This window comes from Salmonella sp. SAL4457 (assembly GCF_046548235.1).
GTDB classification, from domain to species: domain Bacteria; phylum Pseudomonadota; class Gammaproteobacteria; order Enterobacterales; family Enterobacteriaceae; genus Salmonella; species Salmonella enterica.
This window is the reverse complement of sequence record NZ_JBGDZO010000010.1, coordinates 17,742-36,188: the sequence shown is the minus strand read 5'-3', so window position 1 is coordinate 36,188 and position 18,447 is coordinate 17,742. Positions and strand designations below refer to the sequence as shown.

Annotated in this window: 17 protein-coding genes; 11 read left to right on the top strand and 6 right to left on the bottom strand. The window is 53.3% G+C overall.

Going from position 1 to position 18,447, the window contains the following annotated elements; all coding sequences use genetic code 11:
* Nucleotides 1–3: 3 nt before the first annotated feature.
* Genes ACLJNW_RS21410 through yigI form a run of 3 tightly spaced genes read right to left on the bottom strand, consistent with a single transcriptional unit; the run spans nucleotide 4 to nucleotide 1,892 of the window.
* Nucleotides 4–462 carry a hypothetical protein gene (locus tag ACLJNW_RS21410; RefSeq protein WP_023204518.1) on the bottom strand — a complete coding sequence of 153 codons (459 nt, stop codon included), beginning with the start codon at nucleotides 460–462 and terminating at the stop codon, nucleotides 4–6.
* 34 nt (nucleotides 463–496) lie between these two features.
* Nucleotides 497–1,381, bottom strand: a complete 885-nt coding sequence (gene rarD / locus ACLJNW_RS21405) for an EamA family transporter RarD (protein WP_000339080.1) — start codon at nucleotides 1,379–1,381, stop codon at nucleotides 497–499.
* A 43-nt stretch (nucleotides 1,382–1,424) separates the two neighbouring features.
* Nucleotides 1,425–1,892, bottom strand: a complete 468-nt coding sequence (yigI, locus tag ACLJNW_RS21400; RefSeq protein WP_001277136.1) for an acyl-CoA thioesterase YigI — start codon at nucleotides 1,890–1,892, stop codon at nucleotides 1,425–1,427.
* 164 nt (nucleotides 1,893–2,056) lie between these two features.
* Between yigI and pldA the strand changes: the two genes are divergently transcribed.
* The 3 genes from pldA to rhtC all read left to right on the top strand — a co-directional run bounded on the left by pldA (nucleotide 2,057) and on the right by rhtC (nucleotide 5,523).
* Nucleotides 2,057–2,926, top strand: a complete 870-nt coding sequence (gene pldA, locus ACLJNW_RS21395; protein WP_001201692.1) for a phospholipase A — start codon at nucleotides 2,057–2,059, stop codon at nucleotides 2,924–2,926.
* Nucleotides 2,927–3,009: 83 nt separating this feature from the next.
* A complete protein-coding gene (recQ, locus tag ACLJNW_RS21390; protein WP_001533487.1) occupies nucleotides 3,010–4,839 on the top strand; it encodes an ATP-dependent DNA helicase RecQ in 1,830 nt (609 codons plus the stop codon).
* A gap of 63 nt (nucleotides 4,840–4,902) precedes the next feature.
* A complete protein-coding gene (rhtC, locus tag ACLJNW_RS21385) occupies nucleotides 4,903–5,523 on the top strand; it encodes a threonine export protein RhtC (RefSeq protein ID WP_000928814.1) in 621 nt (206 codons plus the stop codon).
* A 39-nt stretch (nucleotides 5,524–5,562) separates the two neighbouring features.
* On the opposite strand, the gene rhtB is transcribed toward rhtC, so the two are convergent.
* Complete coding sequence (gene rhtB / locus ACLJNW_RS21380) at nucleotides 5,563–6,183, bottom strand: homoserine/homoserine lactone efflux protein (RefSeq protein WP_000142523.1); 621 nt, start codon at nucleotides 6,181–6,183, stop codon at nucleotides 5,563–5,565.
* Between the two features lie 110 nt (nucleotides 6,184–6,293).
* Here rhtB and pldB point away from each other — a divergent pair, with 110 nt between their 5' ends.
* From pldB to ACLJNW_RS21365, 3 genes are all read left to right on the top strand, one after another.
* Nucleotides 6,294–7,310 (top strand): lysophospholipase L2, encoded by a 1,017-nt coding sequence (gene pldB, locus ACLJNW_RS21375; protein ID WP_000487682.1) that lies wholly within the window; start codon nucleotides 6,294–6,296, stop codon nucleotides 7,308–7,310.
* A 15-nt stretch (nucleotides 7,311–7,325) separates the two neighbouring features.
* Complete coding sequence (gene yigL / locus ACLJNW_RS21370; RefSeq protein WP_000285338.1) at nucleotides 7,326–8,126, top strand: sugar/pyridoxal phosphate phosphatase YigL; 801 nt, start codon at nucleotides 7,326–7,328, stop codon at nucleotides 8,124–8,126.
* An 80-nt stretch (nucleotides 8,127–8,206) separates the two neighbouring features.
* Complete coding sequence (locus ACLJNW_RS21365; protein ID WP_001196257.1) at nucleotides 8,207–9,106, top strand: carboxylate/amino acid/amine transporter; 900 nt, start codon at nucleotides 8,207–8,209, stop codon at nucleotides 9,104–9,106.
* On the opposite strand, the gene metR is transcribed toward ACLJNW_RS21365, so the two are convergent.
* Nucleotides 8,994–9,947 carry an HTH-type transcriptional regulator MetR gene (gene metR, locus ACLJNW_RS21360; RefSeq protein ID WP_023138666.1) on the bottom strand — a complete coding sequence of 318 codons (954 nt, stop codon included), beginning with the start codon at nucleotides 9,945–9,947 and terminating at the stop codon, nucleotides 8,994–8,996. The two genes, ACLJNW_RS21365 and metR, sit on opposite strands and share 113 nt — an antisense overlap.
* Before the next feature lie 235 nt (nucleotides 9,948–10,182).
* Here metR and metE point away from each other — a divergent pair, with 235 nt between their 5' ends.
* Together metE and ACLJNW_RS21350 are read left to right on the top strand one after the other, a co-directional pair.
* On the top strand, nucleotides 10,183–12,447 hold the full coding sequence (metE, locus tag ACLJNW_RS21355) for a 5-methyltetrahydropteroyltriglutamate--homocysteine S-methyltransferase (protein WP_023181395.1): 2,265 nt from the start codon (nucleotides 10,183–10,185) through the stop codon (nucleotides 12,445–12,447).
* 323 nt (nucleotides 12,448–12,770) lie between these two features.
* Nucleotides 12,771–14,114, top strand: a complete 1,344-nt coding sequence (locus ACLJNW_RS21350) for an anaerobic sulfatase maturase (protein ID WP_072209505.1) — start codon at nucleotides 12,771–12,773, stop codon at nucleotides 14,112–14,114.
* Between the two features lie 79 nt (nucleotides 14,115–14,193).
* Here the strand turns inward: ACLJNW_RS21350 and ACLJNW_RS21345 are convergent, their stop codons facing one another.
* On the bottom strand, nucleotides 14,194–15,006 hold the full coding sequence (locus ACLJNW_RS21345; RefSeq protein ID WP_000213959.1) for a dienelactone hydrolase family protein: 813 nt from the start codon (nucleotides 15,004–15,006) through the stop codon (nucleotides 14,194–14,196).
* Nucleotides 15,007–15,264: 258 nt separating this feature from the next.
* Between ACLJNW_RS21345 and udp the strand changes: the two genes are divergently transcribed.
* The 3 genes from udp to ubiE all read left to right on the top strand — a co-directional run bounded on the left by udp (nucleotide 15,265) and on the right by ubiE (nucleotide 18,447).
* Nucleotides 15,265–16,026, top strand: coding sequence for a uridine phosphorylase (gene udp / locus ACLJNW_RS21340; protein ID WP_000045169.1), 762 nt, complete (start codon nucleotides 15,265–15,267; stop codon nucleotides 16,024–16,026).
* 139 nt (nucleotides 16,027–16,165) lie between these two features.
* On the top strand, nucleotides 16,166–17,596 hold the full coding sequence (gene rmuC, locus ACLJNW_RS21335) for a DNA recombination protein RmuC (RefSeq protein WP_000355562.1): 1,431 nt from the start codon (nucleotides 16,166–16,168) through the stop codon (nucleotides 17,594–17,596).
* A gap of 95 nt (nucleotides 17,597–17,691) precedes the next feature.
* Nucleotides 17,692–18,447 carry a bifunctional demethylmenaquinone methyltransferase/2-methoxy-6-polyprenyl-1,4-benzoquinol methylase UbiE gene (ubiE, locus tag ACLJNW_RS21330; protein ID WP_000229009.1) on the top strand — a complete coding sequence of 252 codons (756 nt, stop codon included), beginning with the start codon at nucleotides 17,692–17,694 and terminating at the stop codon, nucleotides 18,445–18,447.

Here is an 18,447-nt window from a genome sequence, read left to right as displayed (position 1 = left end):
AAATTACTTGTTGAGTGAATTCGAATCCGGGGGGGCCAGAAGTAGCAGAGAAAAGGTTGCAAAATACCAGACTAGAAAAAGAGGCATACCAAAGCCATCGCAAGCGAAATCTTCAGCAACCATTATCACGAAGGAGGCAATATAGATTACAAGCGTACCCCATACATAGAATTTTATATATTCAAAGCCACTGTCTCTGAATCGCTGACAGTTTAAATTAATGACGAGATAATGTAGTAAAATTGTGAATAAAATTGCCAGTATCACAAAGCTTAAATATAATAACACCCCAACCAAAATGGAAAATATTATATTTATTAGTACGAATGATAATAAATAACGACATCTGGAAACACATCTCTCAGATGAAGGAATAAAAACACTTAACATTAATTTCACATCCATATGTTGGGTTACGTCGTTAGCATGACAATATGCTACCCCCCTTACAAGGGGAGGCATATTTTTTCAGATTATATTTAGAATAATAGTCGCGTTATTTTTTACGCTGCGTATAAATCGCATCCATCACGAAAATCGCCAGCGCGACCCAGATAAACGCAAATGTCACCATCTTATCCGCGCCCGGCACTTCGCCATAAAACGTCACCGCCAGTAAAAACATCAGCGTTGGGCCGATATACTGGAAAAAGCCCAGTGTAGAAAGACGCAGACGCGTAGCCGCTCCGGTAAAGCACAGCAGCGGAATCGTAGTGACCACACCCGCCGCCATTAACAGTAAGTTCAACGATAGTGCGTTTTGCCCCATATGGCTGGTAGGGCTATCGGCGATGCCAAACAGATAAATTGCCGCGACCGGCAGCAGCCATAGCGTTTCGACCAGCATACCCGTCTGCGCTTCAACGGCGATCTTCTTACGCACCAGGCCGTAAAATGCAAAACTAAACGCCAGCCCCAGCGCGATAATCGGCAGCGAGCCAAAGGTCCAGAGTTGCACCAGCACGCCGCACACCGCCAGAATCACCGCCAGCCACTGCATTCGACGGAAGCGTTCGCCAAGAAAAATCATCCCCAGCAAGATGTTAACCAGCGGATTAATGAAATAACCCAGGCTGGCCTCCAGCATATGGTGATTATTTACCGCCCAAATGAATAATAGCCAGTTACCGCCGACCAGTACGGCGGACAGGGCCAGCAGGAAAATCTTCTTTGGCGTTTTCAGTAGGCGCTTAACCTGTCGCCACTGCCGACTGACGCTAAGCAGCGCCACCATAAAGAAAAATGACCAAATCACGCGGTGCGTCAGGATCTCATCTGCGGGAACGTAATAGATCAGCTTGAAATACGCGGGGGCGATCCCCCAAATAAAATAGGCGGCAAGAGCGAGTAATACGCCCTGCCGTGTTTGTTTTGCGTCCATCCGGAAAACTCGTATCTGAAGTGTAACAACAGTTTACCTGCTTTTATCCCACCATATAAGTAGCGGTGGCGCTGGCGATGTACAGCTGATCTTCATTGTGTAATTCCACGCGGGCGACGGCCACTTTATTCCCTGCGCGCAGCAGGCTACTGGTGGCCGTAAAGCGGTTGCCTCTGCCCGGACGCAGGTAATCGACGCGCAGGTCAATCGTACCCATCCGCGACAGGCGCTGGCGTAGTTCATCTTCGCTGATGGTTTCGTGGCGAGTTAGCGTGCTGCCGACGCATACCAGTCCGGCGGCGACATCCAGCGCAGAGGCGATCACGCCGCCGTGTAAAATGCTTTGCGCCCAGTTGCCGACCATCATCGGCTGGTTGTTGAAGGCCAGTTGGGCGAACGCTTTTTCATAGCGTTCCAGCTCCAGCCCTAACGCCCGATTAAACGGCATGTGGTAGACAAACATTTCACCCACTAATTTCAGAGCTTGTTCAGCGGTAAGTACAGCGGACATAGATTCCTGACACTCCATTGGTTAATTAAATGTTGATATTATGCTTCTTAATTGTTGTTTTCTACTTTAAGAAGGGATAACTAACGGCTATGTGTGTAAATATGTAAAAATGGTTGGCAGAGAATGATTCAAGCTGAAAATACTTCGTCAGGAGAACGTCAAGAATGCGGGCGATTTTGAGAGGGTTGTTGCCAGCCACGCTACTGCCATTAGCGGCATATGCACAAGAAGCTACGATAAAAGAGGTTCATGATGCGCCTGCAGTACGGGGAAGTATCATCGCTAACATGCTACAGGAGCATGATAACCCTTTTACGCTTTACCCTTATGACACGAACTACTTGATCTACACGAACACCAGCGATCTGAACAAAGAGGCCATAAGTACCTACAACTGGTCTGAAAACGCACGTAAAGATGAAGTGAAATTTCAGTTGAGCCTGGCGTTTCCGCTGTGGCGCGGAATACTGGGGCCGAACTCGGTACTGGGCGCTTCCTATACGCAGAAATCCTGGTGGCAGCTTTCCAACAGTAAAGAGTCTTCGCCGTTTCGCGAAACCAACTACGAACCGCAGCTTTTTCTTGGTTTTGCTACCGATTATCGCTTTGCCGGCTGGACACTGCGCGACGTAGAGATGGGCTACAACCATGACTCTAACGGACGTTCGGACCCCACCTCGCGTAGCTGGAACCGTCTGTATACCCGTCTGATGGCCGAAAACGGTAACTGGCTGGTAGAGGTTAAACCGTGGTACGTGATTGGCAGTACCGATGATAATCCGGACATCACCAAATATATGGGTTATTACCAGCTTAAAATCGGTTATCACCTGGGCGAGGCGGTATTAAGTGCCAAAGGCCAGTACAACTGGAATACAGGCTACGGCGGCGCGGAAGTTGGATTAAGCTATCCGGTCACTAAACATGTCCGGCTTTATACCCAGGTGTACAGCGGCTATGGCGAATCGCTGATCGACTATAATTTTAATCAGACACGTGTCGGCGTCGGCGTGATGCTTAACGATATCTTCTGATTGGATTGTGTTTTAAACATTGCAGTTTCTCTCGCAGGCGCTGAAAATAGCGCCTGTTTTGATTTATGGTGAACGGGGTTAATGTGGCGCAGGCGGAAGTGTTGAATCTGGAATCAGGGGCCAAACAGGTTTTGCAGGAAACCTTTGGCTACCAACAGTTTCGCCCGGGCCAGGAAGCGATTATTGATACTGCGCTCTCCGGTCGCGACTGTCTGGTCGTCATGCCCACCGGCGGCGGCAAATCTCTGTGCTATCAAATCCCCGCGTTGTTGCTGGACGGATTGACCGTCGTCGTTTCGCCCCTGATCTCGTTGATGAAAGACCAGGTCGATCAGCTACTGGCGAACGGGGTGGCGGCGGCGTGCCTGAACTCCACTCAAAGCCGCGAGCAGCAGCTTGAGGTGATGGCGGGGTGCCGTACCGGACAGATTCGTCTGCTGTATATTGCGCCGGAACGCCTGATGCTGGACAACTTTCTTGATCATCTGGCGCACTGGAATCCGGTATTGCTGGCGGTGGATGAAGCGCACTGTATCTCGCAGTGGGGACATGATTTCCGTCCGGAATATGCGGCTCTCGGTCAGCTTCGCCAGCGTTTTCCCGCTTTGCCGTTTATGGCATTGACCGCCACCGCCGACGACACCACGCGCCAGGATATTATTCGTCTGCTTGGGCTTAACGATCCGTTAATCCAGATCAGTAGCTTTGACCGACCGAATATCCGCTACATGCTGATGGAGAAGTTTAAGCCGCTCGACCAGTTAATGCGCTATGTTCAGGAGCAACGCGGCAAATCGGGTATCATCTACTGTAACAGCCGGGCGAAAGTGGAAGATACCGCTGCGCGCTTGCAAAGTCGCGGCATTAGCGCGGCGGCCTATCATGCGGGGCTGGAAAACGCTATTCGCGCCGATGTGCAGGAAAAATTTCAGCGCGACGATCTGCAAATCGTGGTGGCGACCGTCGCTTTTGGAATGGGCATAAACAAACCTAACGTACGTTTCGTCGTGCATTTCGATATCCCGCGCAATATTGAATCCTACTATCAGGAAACGGGCCGCGCCGGGCGCGACGGACTGCCTGCGGAAGCCATGCTATTTTACGATCCGGCTGATATGGCCTGGCTACGTCGTTGTCTGGAAGAGAAACCAGCCGGACAGCTTCAGGATATTGAACGGCATAAACTGAATGCGATGGGCGCTTTTGCCGAAGCGCAAACCTGCCGTCGCCTGGTATTGCTTAATTACTTTGGCGAAGGCCGACAAGAACCGTGCGGCAACTGCGATATCTGTCTCGATCCGCCCAAACAATATGATGGCTTAAACGATGCCCAGATTGCGCTTTCTACCATTGGTCGGGTTAACCAGCGTTTTGGCATGGGCTACGTTGTCGAGGTGATCCGCGGCGCGAATAACCAACGCATCCGCGATTTCGGTCATGACAAACTCAAGGTTTATGGCATGGGACGCGAAAAGAGCCATGAGCACTGGGTGAGCGTGATTCGCCAGCTCATTCATCTGGGGCTGGTAATGCAAAATATTGCGCAGCACTCCGCATTACAGTTGACGGATGCCGCGCGTCCGGTACTCCGTGGAGACGTTCCGCTAAAGCTTGCGGTGCCGCGCATCGTCGCCCTCAAACCCCGCGTGATGCAGAAATCGTTCGGCGGTAATTACGATCGCAAATTGTTCGCTAAGTTGCGCAAGCTGCGTAAAGCTATCGCTGATGAAGAGAATATCCCGCCGTATGTGGTCTTTAACGACGCCACGTTGATAGAAATGGCGGAACAGATGCCGGTTTCCGCCAGCGAGATGTTAAGCGTTAACGGGGTTGGGATGCGCAAACTGGAGCGCTTCGGGAAAGAATTTATGGCGCTCATCCGCGCGCATGTCGATGGTGATGACGAAGAGTAGTCAGCCCGGCAAAAAAGTGCCAGGATGGTGACTCACTGAACTATTTCCCCGCGAGCCATTTTTATGTTGATGCTATTTTTCACCGTGGCAATGGTGCACATCGTTGCGCTAATGAGCCCCGGCCCCGACTTTTTCTTCGTGTCTCAAACTGCTGTCAGCCGTTCGCGTAAAGAAGCGATGATGGGCGTACTGGGCATTACCTGCGGCGTGATGGTATGGGCGGGCGTGGCGCTGCTTGGCCTGCATCTCATCATCGAAAAAATGGCCTGGCTGCATACGATCATTATGGTAGGCGGCGGCCTGTACTTGTGCTGGATGGGCTATCAGATGCTGCGCGGCGCGCTGAAAAAACAGGATGCGGCGGCGTCTTCTCCGCACATTGAACTGGCGCAGAGCGGGCGCAGTTTTCTCAAAGGGCTGCTGACCAATCTGTCGAATCCTAAAGCGATTATCTATTTTGGTTCCGTTTTTTCACTGTTTGTCGGCGATAACGTCGGCGCTGCGGCGCGCTGGGGTATTTTCGCGTTAATCACCCTGGAAACGCTGGCCTGGTTTACCGTAGTCGCCAGCCTGTTCGCGCTGCCGAAAATGCGCCGCGGCTATCAGCGTCTGGCGAAATGGATTGATGGCTTTGCCGGCGCTTTGTTTGCGGGCTTTGGTATTCACCTGATTATTTCGCGCTAATTTACCTCCGGGCCGGATAAACATCATCCGGCACGACTATCACGCGTGTCTTGCCGACGCCAGGAGCGCGCCTACCAGCATAAACAACGAACCAAACGCTTTATTCAGCGCCTTCATCTGCTTTGGTCCTTTAATCCAGGCGGCAATGCGCTGCGCCAGCGTGGCGTAACCGGTCATCACAATCATATCCACCACAATCGTGGTGACGCCGAGAATGAGGTACTGCGCCAGTTGCGGTTGCTGCGGCATGATGAATTGCGGAAACAGGGCGGCAAGAAAGACAATACTTTTGGGATTGGTTAGATTGACAAATATCGCCCGTTTGAACAGCCGACCCCGCGATTGCGTCTGGGCGAGAGTATGCAGATCGATAGCGCCTGCGGCGCGCCATTGCTGGATACCCAGCCAGATAAGATAAGCCGCGCCAGCCCATTTCAGAATTTCAAAAGCGAGGAGCGAGCGCGAAAAGAGCGTACCCAGTCCGACGCCCACCAGTACGATATGTATCCCCAGCCCGGTCTGGAGCCCGGCGATAGAAGCCGCTGCGCCACGATATCCATGGTTGATAGACGTCGTCATGGTATTGATGGCGCCTGAACCCGGAGAAAGACTCAACAGAGTTGAGGTCAGTAGATAGGCGAACCACCATTCAAAGGTCATGCGAAACTCCCTGGTTGTCTGTTTTTGTGCCACAATACGCTACTGCCGCTGTGTTGTGTCAGGCACGACGCAAAAAACGATTTTACCTGGTAAACGAGGCCGAAAACCCGATGTTTCAGCAGCAAAATGACTGGGAAACAAGAGAAAATGCGTTTGCCGCTTTTGCTATGGGGCCGCTGACCGATTTCTGGCGTCAGCGGGAAGAGGCGGAGTTTATCGGCGTGGGTAACATTCCGGTGCGCTTTGTCCGTTTTCGGAATGATTCTAACGATCGGACGATCGTCATTTGTCCTGGCCGCATTGAGAGTTATGTAAAATACGCTGAACTGGCGTATGACCTTTTTCATCTCGGTTTTGATATCTTCATCATCGACCACCGTGGTCAAGGGCGCTCCGGGCGGATGTTATCGGACCCGCATCGGGGCCACGTTGATCATTTTAACGATTATGTTGAGGACTTAGCGGCGTTCTGGCAGCAGGAAATTGAGCTGGGGCCGTGGCGTAAGCGTTATATCCTGGCGCACTCAATGGGGGGCGCGATAGCCACTCTGTTCCTGCAACGCCATCGTGTGCGGTGCGACGCTATTGCGCTCACCGCGCCGATGTTTGGTATTGTGATACGCTTGCCTTCCTTTATGGTGCGCCATATTCTCGACTGGGCCGAGGGGCACCAGCGTATCCGTGAAGATTACGCTATTGGTACCGGTCAGTGGCGGGCGTTGCCGTTTGGGATGAATGCGCTGACCCACAGCCGCCAGCGTTATCAGCGCAACTTACGATTTTATGCCGACGAGCCGCAACTGCGCGTTGGCGGCCCCACCTGGCATTGGGTACGCGAAGGCATTCTGGCGGGTGAGCAGGTACTGGCCGGGGCGAGCGATGACACGACGCCTACGCTACTGATTCAGGCGGAAGAAGAGCGGGTAGTGGATAACCGCACCCACGATCGTTTTTGTGAAATTCGCGCCGCGGCGGGATACCCTTGTGAAGGGGGAAAACCGCTGGTTATCAAAGGCGCGTACCATGAGATCCTTTTTGAAAAGGACGCCATGCGCTCAGTCGCGCTTAACGCCATTGTTGAATTTTTCAACAAGCCTAATTTATCCAGCGGAAATCGCTTTGCTTAGAGGTTAAATTTTATTATGTATCAGGTTGTTGCGTCTGATTTAGATGGCACGCTGCTCTCCCCCGACCATACGTTGTCCCCTTATGCCAAAGAGACTCTGAAGCTGTTGACCGCACGCGGCATCCATTTTGTCTTTGCCACTGGTCGTCATCATGTCGATGTAGGGCAAATCCGCGATAATCTTGAAATCAAGTCTTACATGATTACCTCCAACGGCGCGCGAGTGCACGATACCGACGGGAATTTGGTTTTTACGCATAATCTGGACAGCGACATTGCCAGCGATCTGTTCGGGGTGGTGAATGCGAACCCGGACATCGTGACTAACGTTTATCGCGACGACGAATGGTTTATGAATCGTCATCGCCCCGATGAAATGCGTTTTTTCAAAGAGGCGGTATTTAACTATTCGCTGTTTGAGCCTGCGCTGCTGGAGCCGGAGGGCGTCAGCAAAGTGTTTTTCACCAGCGACACTCATGAAAAGTTGTTGCCGCTGGAGCAGGCGATTAACGCGCGCTGGGGCGATCGGGTAAACGTGAGCTTCTCTACGCTAACCTGTCTGGAAGTGATGGCGGGCGGAGTGTCGAAAGGTCATGCGCTGGAAGCGGTCGCTCAGGCGATGGGGTACAGCCTGAAAGAGTGTATCGCCTTTGGCGACGGAATGAACGACGCTGAAATGCTCACGATGGCGGGCAAAGGCTGCATCATGGGCAATGCGCACCAGCGTCTGAAAGACCTGTATCCCGAACTTGAGGTGATCGGCATCAACGCGGATAACGCCGTGCCGCATTACCTGCGCGATCTTTTCTTACGCTGATGTGATTGTTTGTTAGTTGACCAGTTGTCAACTTCACTCTCCGCTACAATGGGTGTTCCCTGTTTTAAGAGACATCCATTGTGGCGCTACTCATCATTACCACTATCCTGTGGGCTTTCTCCTTTAGTCTATTTGGCGAGTATCTTGCCGGGCATGTCGATAGCTATTTCGCGGTGCTGATACGCGTTGGGCTGGCGGCGCTCGTTTTTCTGCCGTTTTTGCGTACTCGCGGGCACAACCTAAAAACCATCAGCCTGTATATGCTGGTGGGGGCGATGCAGCTTGGCATCATGTATATGTTGAGCTTCCATGCTTACCTCTACCTGACCGTATCCGAACTGCTGCTGTTTACCGTTCTGACGCCGCTCTATATCACGCTGATTTACGATGTGATGAGTCAGCGTCGTTTGCGCTGGGGCTATGCATTTAGCGCGTTGCTGGCGGTGATTGGCGCCGGGATTATTCGCTACGATCGCGTGACCGACCATTTTTGGGTAGGTTTGCTCCTGGTGCAGCTTTCTAATATCAGTTTCGCTATCGGAATGGTGGGGTATAAACGTCTGATGGAGACCCGTCCCATGCCGCAGCACAACGCCTTTGCGTGGTTCTATCTGGGGGCGTTTTTGGTGGCGGCGGTGGCGTGGTCGCTGTTGGGGAACGCGCAAAAGCTGCCGGAAACCACGCTGCAATGGAGCATTCTGGTGTTTCTCGGCGTGGTGGCGTCCGGCATTGGCTACTTTATGTGGAACTATGGCGCTACCCAGGTAGACGCCGGGACGCTGGGTATCATGAATAATATGCATGTTCCCGCAGGACTACTGGTTAATCTTGCCATCTGGCATCAGCAGCCCCACTGGCCAAGCTTTATTACAGGCGCGGCTGTGATCCTGGCTTCGCTGTGGGTGCATCGAAAATGGGTCGCTCCGCGCTCCGCACAAACGGCAGATGATCGCAGGCGTGATCCCGCGTCGAGCGAATAAACGCCTCGGTCACCGCCTGACGCTGGTCGCCGTCGCGCACGGCGGCATACAGGCGGCTCCACAGACCATCGCCCAGGGTTTTGGTCACCACCAGACCCTGGCGCTCAACGCTTTCCACCACCCAGTGCGGCAGGGCGGCAATACCCATTCTGGCCGCCACCATCTGAATCAGCAGTAGCGTATTATCCACGCTTTTCAGCAGCGGACTGATACCCGCCGGTTGCAGGAAATGTCGCCAGACATCCAGTCGGCTGCGCTGCACCGGGTAAATCAACAGCGTTTCGCTGGCTAAATCTTCCGGCATAATCTGCGTTTTGCTGGCCAGCGGATGGTCGGGCGCCAGCACCAGTCGGACTTCAAAATCAAACATCGGCGAATAATGCAGCCCGCTGCGCGGCAAAATATCCGACGTCATCACCAAATCCAGCTCGCCTTGTTGCAAGGCCGGTTGCGGATCAAAAGTGACGCCGGATGTGAAATCCATTTCTACCTGCGGCCAGCTTGCACGGAAGTTTTCCAGCGCCGGGGTCAACCACTGAATACAGCTATGACATTCAATAGCGATGCGCAGACGAGTTTGCTGCGGTTCGTTGCACGCCTGCAGCGCACGGCTGATTTGCGGCAGCACCTGGTTTGCCAGTTGCAGCAGAACTTCCCCCTGCGGCGTAAAGCGCAGCGGCTGGCTTTTACGCACGAACAGGCGGAAGCCAAGGCGTTGTTCCAGATCGCTGAACTGATGAGACAGAGCGGATTGAGTCTGGTGCAGCACCGCAGCAGCAGCAGCCAGCGATCCACTATTCCGCAATGCCTGGAGTGTTTTCAGATGTTTAATTTCGATCATGAAAGTCCTTCACTTCGCCATGAACAAATTGCGCTTGAGGAATATACAGTACCTTTACATTATGGATGTGTAAACATCCAGACGTCCAAAATCCGTCGTCTTTTAAATTGATGGTGCGTTGGCTGCGTTTCCTCACCCCGGTCACTTACTGATGTAAGCTCCCGGGGATGAGCAAACTTGCCGCCTTCCCTGAATTTAAAATACTTAGGATTTACATATAATTAGAGGAAGTAAAATGACAATATTGACTCATACCCTCGGTTTTCCTCGCGTTGGCCTGCGTCGCGAGTTGAAAAAAGCGCAAGAGAGCTACTGGGCGGGGAACTCAACGCGTGAAGCGTTACTGGCGGTGGGGCGCGAACTGCGCGCGCGTCACTGGGAGCAGCAGAAACAAGCGGGTATTGACCTGTTACCGGTAGGCGACTTTGCCTGGTACGACCATGTTCTGACCACCAGCCTGCTGTTAGGCAATGTGTCGGCTCGTCATCAGAACAACGACGGCTCCGTGGACATCGACACTCTGTTCCGCATTGGCCGCGGTCGCGCGCCAACCGGCGAACCGGCGGCGGCAGCGGAAATGACCAAATGGTTTAATACTAACTATCACTACATAGTACCGGAGTTCAGCAAAGGCCAGCAGTTCAGACTCACCTGGACACAGTTGCTGGAGGAAGTGGACGAAGCGTTGGCGCTGGGGCATAAGATCAAACCCGTACTGCTGGGGCCTGTCACGTATCTGTGGCTGGGTAAAGTGAAAGGCGAGCCGTTTGACCGCCTGACGTTGCTGAAAGACATTTTGCCGGTGTATCAGCACGTACTGGCTGAACTGGCAAAACGTGGTATTGAGTGGGTCCAAATTGATGAGCCAGCGCTGGTGCTGGAACTGCCGCAGGCGTGGCTGGATGCCTTCAAACCGGCTTACGACGCGCTCGCCGGCCAGGTGAAGCTGTTGCTGACGACCTATTTTGAAGGCGTGACGCCAAACCTGGACACTATTATCGCGCTACCGGTACAGGGGCTACATGTTGACCTCATTCATGGCAAAGATGATGTAGCGGAACTGCATCAACGTCTGCCGGTCGACTGGCTGCTCTCCGCAGGCTTGATTAACGGGCGTAATGTCTGGCGCGCCGATTTGACCGAAAAATACGCGCAGATTAACGCCCTTGTGGGCAAACGCGCGCTGTGGGTAGCATCCTCCTGCTCTTTACTGCACAGCCCGATCGATCTCAGCGTCGAAACGCGTCTGGATACGGAAGTAAAAAGCTGGTTTGCCTTTGCGCTGCAAAAATGCGGTGAACTGGCGTTGCTGCGCGATGCGCTGAACAGCGGCGAAACGGCGGCGCTTGAGGAATGGAGCGCACCGATTCAGGCTCGTCGTCACTCCCGTCGCGTACATAATGCCGCGGTAGAAAAACGCCTGGCGGCGATCACCGCGCAGGACAGCCAGCGTGAGAATCCGTATGAGGTGCGCGCTGAAGCGCAACGTGCCCGCTTTAAACTTCCCGCCTGGCCGACGACGACTATCGGTTCGTTTCCGCAAACCACGGAGATTCGCGGTCTGCGTCTGGACTTCAAAAAGGGCAATCTCGACGCGAATAACTACCGCACTGGCATCGCCGAACATATCAAACAGGCTATCATCGAGCAGGAGCGTTTAGGGCTGGATGTGCTGGTACATGGCGAAGCCGAGCGAAACGACATGGTGGAATACTTCGGCGAGCATCTGGACGGCTTCGTCTTTACCCAGAATGGTTGGGTGCAAAGCTATGGCTCCCGCTGTGTGAAACCGCCGGTAGTGATTGGCGATATCAGCCGTCCGGCACCGATTACCGTGGAGTGGGCGAAATATGCCCAGTCGCTGACCGACAAGCCGGTAAAAGGGATGTTGACCGGCCCGGTGACTATTCTTTGCTGGTCATTCCCCCGCGAAGACGTGACCCGTGAAACGATTGCGAAACAGATTGCGCTGGCGCTGCGTGATGAAGTCGCGGATCTGGAGGCGGCGGGGATCGGGATTATTCAGATCGACGAACCGGCGCTGCGTGAAGGTTTACCATTGCGTCGCAGCGACTGGGACGCCTATCTGGAATGGGGTGTGGAAGCCTTCCGCATCAACGCGGCGGTGGCGAAGGATGAAACTCAGATCCACACCCACATGTGTTACTGCGAGTTCAACGACATTATGGATTCGATCGCCGCGCTGGACGCGGATGTGATCACCATTGAGACCTCCCGCTCGGATATGGAGTTGCTGGAGTCGTTCGAAGCGTTCGACTACCCGAACGAAATCGGGCCGGGCGTGTACGATATTCACTCGCCGAACGTGCCGAGCGTCGAGTGGATTGAAGCCCTGCTGAAGAAGGCGGCACAACGTATTCCGGCACAACGCCTGTGGGTGAATCCGGACTGCGGTCTGAAAACTCGCGGTTGGCCAGAAACCCGCGCGGCGTTAGCGAACATGGTCAAAGCGGCGCACAATCTGCGTCAGGCGAAATAACCCATCCTGGCCGCTGCGTTTATCCGGCAGCAATGCGGCGCTACCCTTTGACGGGTAGCGCCCGTGTCTGACCTGATTAACAGCGCCTCTTTCTTCTCATTTCCCTTTTTCTTATTTTCCGCGCTGTCCTTTTCAGGATCTGGCTATTTGGCGATCTTGATAATAAAAAGGTTCTCCGTATGAATGACAACCAGGCGGATAGCGTCCCTGGAAGCAGCTATTGCCTCGCAGATCGTTTTTCCTGTCATGATCGCCCAGCGCTCTCATAGCACAAAACGAGGTTTTCCATTCTGTTATGTTCCCTGGCGACGATAAACGTCGCATTGTCTCATGGCGCTGGTGAACCTTATTTTTTAACGGAGATGTCTGACATGGCGGTAGCAGGTTGTCACGTAATGGCCAAACCCGGCGGCGCGATCTGCAATATTGATTGCACATATTGCTTCTATCTTGAAAAAGAGGCGCTGTACCCGGAACGCAATAAAAACTGGCGGATGTCGGACGAGACGCTGGAACAATTTATACGCCAGCATATTGCCGCGCAGAGTGGCGACCACATTGACTTTGCCTGGCAGGGCGGCGAACCGACCATGATGGGGCTACCGTTTTTCCGCCGGGTTGTCGCATTATGTGAAAAGTACGGCGATGGGCGAAAAATCACTCATGCGTTGCAGACGAACGGCATCCTGGTGAATGACGAGTGGGCGCGCTTTTTCGCTGAACAGCATTTTCTCATCGGTCTCTCTATCGACGGCCCGGCGTCGTTACACAACCACTATCGGCTTAATCGCGCTGGAAAAGGAACTCATGAACAGGTCGTCGCAGCCATGGCGCGGCTTAAAGCGCACCATGTCGACTTTAATACCTTAACCGTCGTGGGAAAACATAACGTCGGTCATGCAGCAGACGTCTACGAATTTCTTCTGGCGGCGGGATCGCGTTTTATTCAGTTTATCCCGCTGGTAGAGCGAATGAGCACCGATAACTCATCGGTACTTAATCTGGTGATGCCCGGCGAAAGCGCGGCAAAGCTGGCGCCATGGACGGTACCGTCGTGGCAATATGGCGAATTTCTCAACCAGATCTTTGATATCTGGGTTCGTCGCGACGTAGACCGCGTCTATGTGCAGATGTTTGACGTGGCGTTAGCCGCCTGGACGGCGCAGCAGCCGGTACTGTGTGTACATTCCGAGACTTGTGGACATGCCTTCGCGTTGGAGTCGAACGGCGATCTCTACAACTGCGACCACTTTGTCTACCCGGAGCATCTGCTGGGGAATATCCACCAGCACAGCATCAAAACCTTAAATAATAGCGAGCGGGCTATTGCGTTTGGCGAGGCCAAGCGGGAGACCCTGACCGCCGATTGTCGTCGCTGTGACTACCGCTTTGCGTGTCATGGCGGCTGTCCGAAGCATCGCTTTGCCGTCTCGCCGTCCGGTCATCCTGCGCATAATTACTTGTGTGCGGGCTATAAGCATTTTTTCCAGCACGTTACGCCGTATATGAATGTCTGGCGGGAGCTGCTGGCGCAAGGCTATCCGATGGCATCGATCATGCGCTGGCTGGCGCAGGACGCGCGTAAAGACACAGGAGCCGTCAGTCGTAACCATCTCTGTCCCTGCGGCAGCGGCAAAAAATATAAAAAATGCTGTGGTAAAGCATAGCTAACGTGGCGATGACGCTTTGTTGAGCCTACACCGACTCCGGTCTCGTAGGCCCAACAAACATCGTAATGCGCTGTGGTTAGCCTTTTTTCCCGCCGTACTGCGCGAACCATTCCAGCATTCTTTGCCAGCCGTCTTTCGCCGAGGCTTCGTGGTAGCCCGGACGATAATCGGCATTAAACGCGTGCCCTGCATCGGGATAGACCACGATTTCCGCCTTCGCATTAGCGGCGCGTAGCGCCTGACGCATGGTTTCCACGCTCTCCTGTGGAATACTGGTATCCTGCCCGCCGTATAAACCCAGTACCGGCGCGTTAAGATCGGTGGCGATATCAACGGGATGCTTCGGCGAATTGAGTGACGTGTCGCCCACCAGCTTGCCGTACCATGCTACCGCCGCTTTTAACTGTGGGTTGTGCGCGGCGTACAGCCAGGTAATCCGGCCTCCCCAACAAAAACCGGTGATCATCAGCCGATGCGCATCCCCGCCGTTGCGCGAAGCCCAACTGGCGACGTGATCCAGGTCGGCAAGGACTTGCGAATCGGGTACTTTAGCCACCAGCCCGCTCAATAATGTGGGTATATCGGCGAAATCATTGGGGTCGCCTTCGCGGAAATAGAGCTCCGGCGCGATAGCGAGATAGCCTTCCAGCGCCAGTCGTCGGCAAATATCGCGAATGTGTTCATGTACGCCAAAAATTTCCTGTACCACAATGACCACAGGCAGCGCGCCGTCGCTTGCCTTTGGTCTGGCGTAATAGGCTGGCATATCGTCGCCCTGAGAGGGAATCGACGTTATCCCCGCGCTAATGGCCCCATCAGGCGTATGAATCATCGTAGGGGCAAGTGGGGAAGCTGCAGGTGCAAAGCCGGATGGATGTGTCGTTGTCATGGTATTCTCCGTACCCTTAAAAAATAGCGCAATCTTAACTATAGACAGTGTGTAACAAACCACATTGCCTTAAAGCGGCTATCTTTTGTGCAATGCCTGGCGATATTGATTATTTATTGTGATGCACATCACTTTTTAATGGTAAACGAGTGCAATTGTTTTACGTCATAGTGATGGCTGTCACGAAAATATCTTTATGCCTTAGGTAAAGTGTCTTTTTGCTTCTTCTGACAAACCCGATTCACAGAGGAGTTTTATATGTCCAAGTCTGATGTTTTTCATCTCGGCCTCACCAAAAACGATTTACAAGGGGCCCAGCTCGCCATCGTCCCTGGCGATCCTGAGCGTGTGGAAAAGATCGCCGCGCTGATGGATAAGCCGGTTAAGCTGGCATCTCACCGCGAATTCACCTCCTGGCGCGCTGAGCTGGATGGCAAAGCAGTTATCGTTTGCTCTACCGGTATCGGTGGCCCGTCTACCTCTATTGCCGTGGAAGAACTGGCGCAACTGGGTATTCGTACCTTCTTGCGTATCGGCACCACGGGGGCTATTCAGCCGCACATCAACGTCGGCGACGTTCTGGTAACGACCGCATCCGTACGTCTGGATGGGGCAAGCCTGCATTTTGCGCCGATGGAATTCCCGGCGGTTGCCGACTTTGCCTGCACCACCGCGCTGGTTGAAGCCGCGAAATCGATTGGCGCCACGACTCACGTTGGCGTAACCGCCTCTTCCGACACTTTCTATCCGGGTCAGGAACGTTACGACACCTATTCTGGCCGCGTTGTTCGTCGCTTCAAAGGCTCTATGGAAGAGTGGCAGGCGATGGGCGTGATGAACTACGAAATGGAATCCGCTACGCTGTTAACCATGTGCGCAAGCCAGGGGTTACGCGCAGGTATGGTGGCGGGCGTTATCGTCAACCGTACCCAACAAGAGATTCCGAATGCGGAAACGATGAAACAAACTGAAAGCCACGCGGTGAAAATCGTCGTGGAAGCGGCCCGTCGTCTGCTGTAATTCTCCTCTCTTTTGCAAAGGCCGACGCGTTCGGCCTTTTCTTTTTGCGTGGCGCCTCGCAGGAAATCCCTTTTAAACTGGACGTTTATACAGCACAATTCTATTTTGTGCAGGACAGTGTGGTTCCAGGAGAGGTGTTGTGGATATTACTCTTATGATAAGCGCCGTCGTGGCGCTGGCGGCTGGGGCGGTGATTGGCTGGCTGGCGACGAAAGCGCACGCCGATCAAATCCGCGCCGATCTTATCGAAGAACGGCGTGAGCTGGATATCGAACTTAGCGCGGCCCGGCAGCAATTAGCGCAAGAAGCGCACTGGCGCAGTGAATGCGAGTTACTTAATAACGAACTGCGTAGCCTGCACAGTATTAATACCTCTCTGGAAGCCGATCTGCGTGAAGTCACGACCCGTCTGGAAGCGACTCAGCAACACGCGGAAGACAAAATCCGTCAGATGATCAACAGCGAACAGCGTTTAAGCGAGCAGTTTGAAAATCTGGCGAACCGTATTTTTGAACACAGTAATCGTCGCGTAGACGAACAAAACCGACAAAGCCTGAATAGCCTGCTGACGCCGCTGCGTGAGCAACTGGACGGTTTTCGCCGCCAGGTTCAGGAGAGTTTTGGCAAAGAAGCGCAGGAGCGGCATACGCTGGCGCACGAAATTCGTAATTTGCAGCAGCTTAACGCGCAAATGGCGCAGGAAGCGATCAACCTGACGCGCGCCCTGAAAGGGGACAATAAGGCGCAAGGAAACTGGGGCGAAGTTGTGCTGGCGCGGGTGCTGGAGGCATCCGGACTGCGTGAAGGCTACGAATACGAAACCCAGGTTAGTATTGAGAACGATGCGCGCTCGCGGATGCAGCCGGATGTCATCGTCCGCTTGCCGCAGGGCAAAGATGTGGTCATCGACGCTAAAATGACGTTGGTCGCCTACGAGCGTTACTTTAACGCTGAAGATGACTACACGCGCGAGGCCGCTTTACAAGAGCACATCGCCTCGGTGCGCAATCATATTCGCTTACTGGGGCGTAAAGACTACCAGCAGCTTCCCGGCCTCCGCTCGCTGGACTATGTTCTGATGTTTATCCCCGTAGAACCCGCTTTCCTGCTGGCGTTAGATAAACAGCCCGAACTGATAACCGAGGCGCTGAAAAATAACATTATGCTGGTAAGCCCCACGACGCTACTGGTGGCATTACGGACAATCGCCAACCTGTGGCGCTATGAACACCAGAGCCGCAATGCGCAGCACATCGCAGACAGAGCCAGTAAGCTTTACGATAAAATGCGGCTGTTCGTTGATGATATGTCAGCGATCGGTCAGAGTCTGGATAAAGCGCAGGATAACTACCGCCAGGCGATGAAAAAACTTGCGTCGGGGCGTGGCAACGTTTTGGCGCAGGCGGAGGCCTTCAGGGGGCTAGGCGTGGAAATCAAACGCGAGATTAATCCGGATTTAGCGGAACAGGCCGTTACGCAAGATGAAGAATATCGTTTACGATCGATCCCTGAAGGGCGGCAGGATGAACATTATCCCAATGATGAACGGGTGAAGCAGCAGTTAAGTTAACCCATACGGAGTAGTTTAGTCCTGGCGCAGAGTAGGGCAAATTGGCCCAATCTGTTACACTTCTTGAACATTTTTATCGATAAGCAGGCACTGAGATGGTGGAAGATTCACAAGAAACGACGCACTTTGGCTTTCAGACCGTCGCTAAAGAGCAGAAAGCTGACATGGTGGCCCACGTTTTTCATTCTGTGGCGTCAAAGTACGATGTGATGAATGACTTAATGTCATTTGGCATTCATCGTTTGTGGAAGCGCTTCACCATTGATTGCAGTGGCGTGCGTCGTGGACAAACCGTTCTCGATTTAGCGGGCGGGACGGGCGATCTTACCGCGAAATTTTCACGTATGGTCGGGGAAACTGGCAAAGTTATCCTGGCGGATATTAATGATTCCATGCTCAAAATGGGGCGTGAGAAGCTGCGCAATATCGGCGTGATCGGCAACGTAGAGTATGTGCAGGCGAATGCCGAAGCTCTGCCTTTCCCTGATAATACGTTTGATTGCATTACCATTTCGTTTGGTTTGCGCAATGTAACGGAAAAAGAAAAAGCGCTGCGGTCAATGTTCCGTGTGTTGAAACCCGGCGGACGTTTACTGGTGCTTGAATTTTCCAAGCCTATCATTGAGCCGCTGAGTAAAGCGTATGACGCCTATTCTTTCCATATTTTACCGCGTATTGGCTCGATGGTCGCGAACGATGCGGATAGCTATCGGTATCTCGCGGAATCCATCCGTATGCATCCCGATCAGGATACCTTAAAAGCCATGATGCAGGACGCCGGATTTGAGAGCGTGGATTATTACAATCTGACGGCGGGTGTTGTGGCATTGCACCGTGGTTATAAATTCTAG

What these genes read in the sequence shown, in the direction of transcription:
- ACLJNW_RS21410 (WP_023204518.1), bottom strand. Translation starts at nt 462, where the DNA reads ATGCCTCCCCTTGTAAGGGGGGTAGCATATTGTCATGCTAACGACGTA.
- rarD (WP_000339080.1), bottom strand. Translation starts at nt 1,381, where the DNA reads ATGGACGCAAAACAAACACGGCAGGGCGTATTACTCGCTCTTGCCGCC.
- yigI (WP_001277136.1), bottom strand. Translation starts at nt 1,892, where the DNA reads ATGTCCGCTGTACTTACCGCTGAACAAGCTCTGAAATTAGTGGGTGAA.
- pldA (WP_001201692.1), top strand. Translation starts at nt 2,057, where the DNA reads ATGCGGGCGATTTTGAGAGGGTTGTTGCCAGCCACGCTACTGCCATTA.
- rhtC (WP_000928814.1), top strand. Translation starts at nt 4,903, where the DNA reads ATGTTGATGCTATTTTTCACCGTGGCAATGGTGCACATCGTTGCGCTA.
- rhtB (WP_000142523.1), bottom strand. Translation starts at nt 6,183, where the DNA reads ATGACCTTTGAATGGTGGTTCGCCTATCTACTGACCTCAACTCTGTTG.
- pldB (WP_000487682.1), top strand. Translation starts at nt 6,294, where the DNA reads ATGTTTCAGCAGCAAAATGACTGGGAAACAAGAGAAAATGCGTTTGCC.
- yigL (WP_000285338.1), top strand. Translation starts at nt 7,326, where the DNA reads ATGTATCAGGTTGTTGCGTCTGATTTAGATGGCACGCTGCTCTCCCCC.
- metR (WP_023138666.1), bottom strand. Translation starts at nt 9,947, where the DNA reads ATGATCGAAATTAAACATCTGAAAACACTCCAGGCATTGCGGAATAGT.
- metE (WP_023181395.1), top strand. Translation starts at nt 10,183, where the DNA reads ATGACAATATTGACTCATACCCTCGGTTTTCCTCGCGTTGGCCTGCGT.
- ACLJNW_RS21345 (WP_000213959.1), bottom strand. Translation starts at nt 15,006, where the DNA reads ATGACAACGACACATCCATCCGGCTTTGCACCTGCAGCTTCCCCACTT.
- udp (WP_000045169.1), top strand. Translation starts at nt 15,265, where the DNA reads ATGTCCAAGTCTGATGTTTTTCATCTCGGCCTCACCAAAAACGATTTA.
- ubiE (WP_000229009.1), top strand. Translation starts at nt 17,692, where the DNA reads ATGGTGGAAGATTCACAAGAAACGACGCACTTTGGCTTTCAGACCGTC.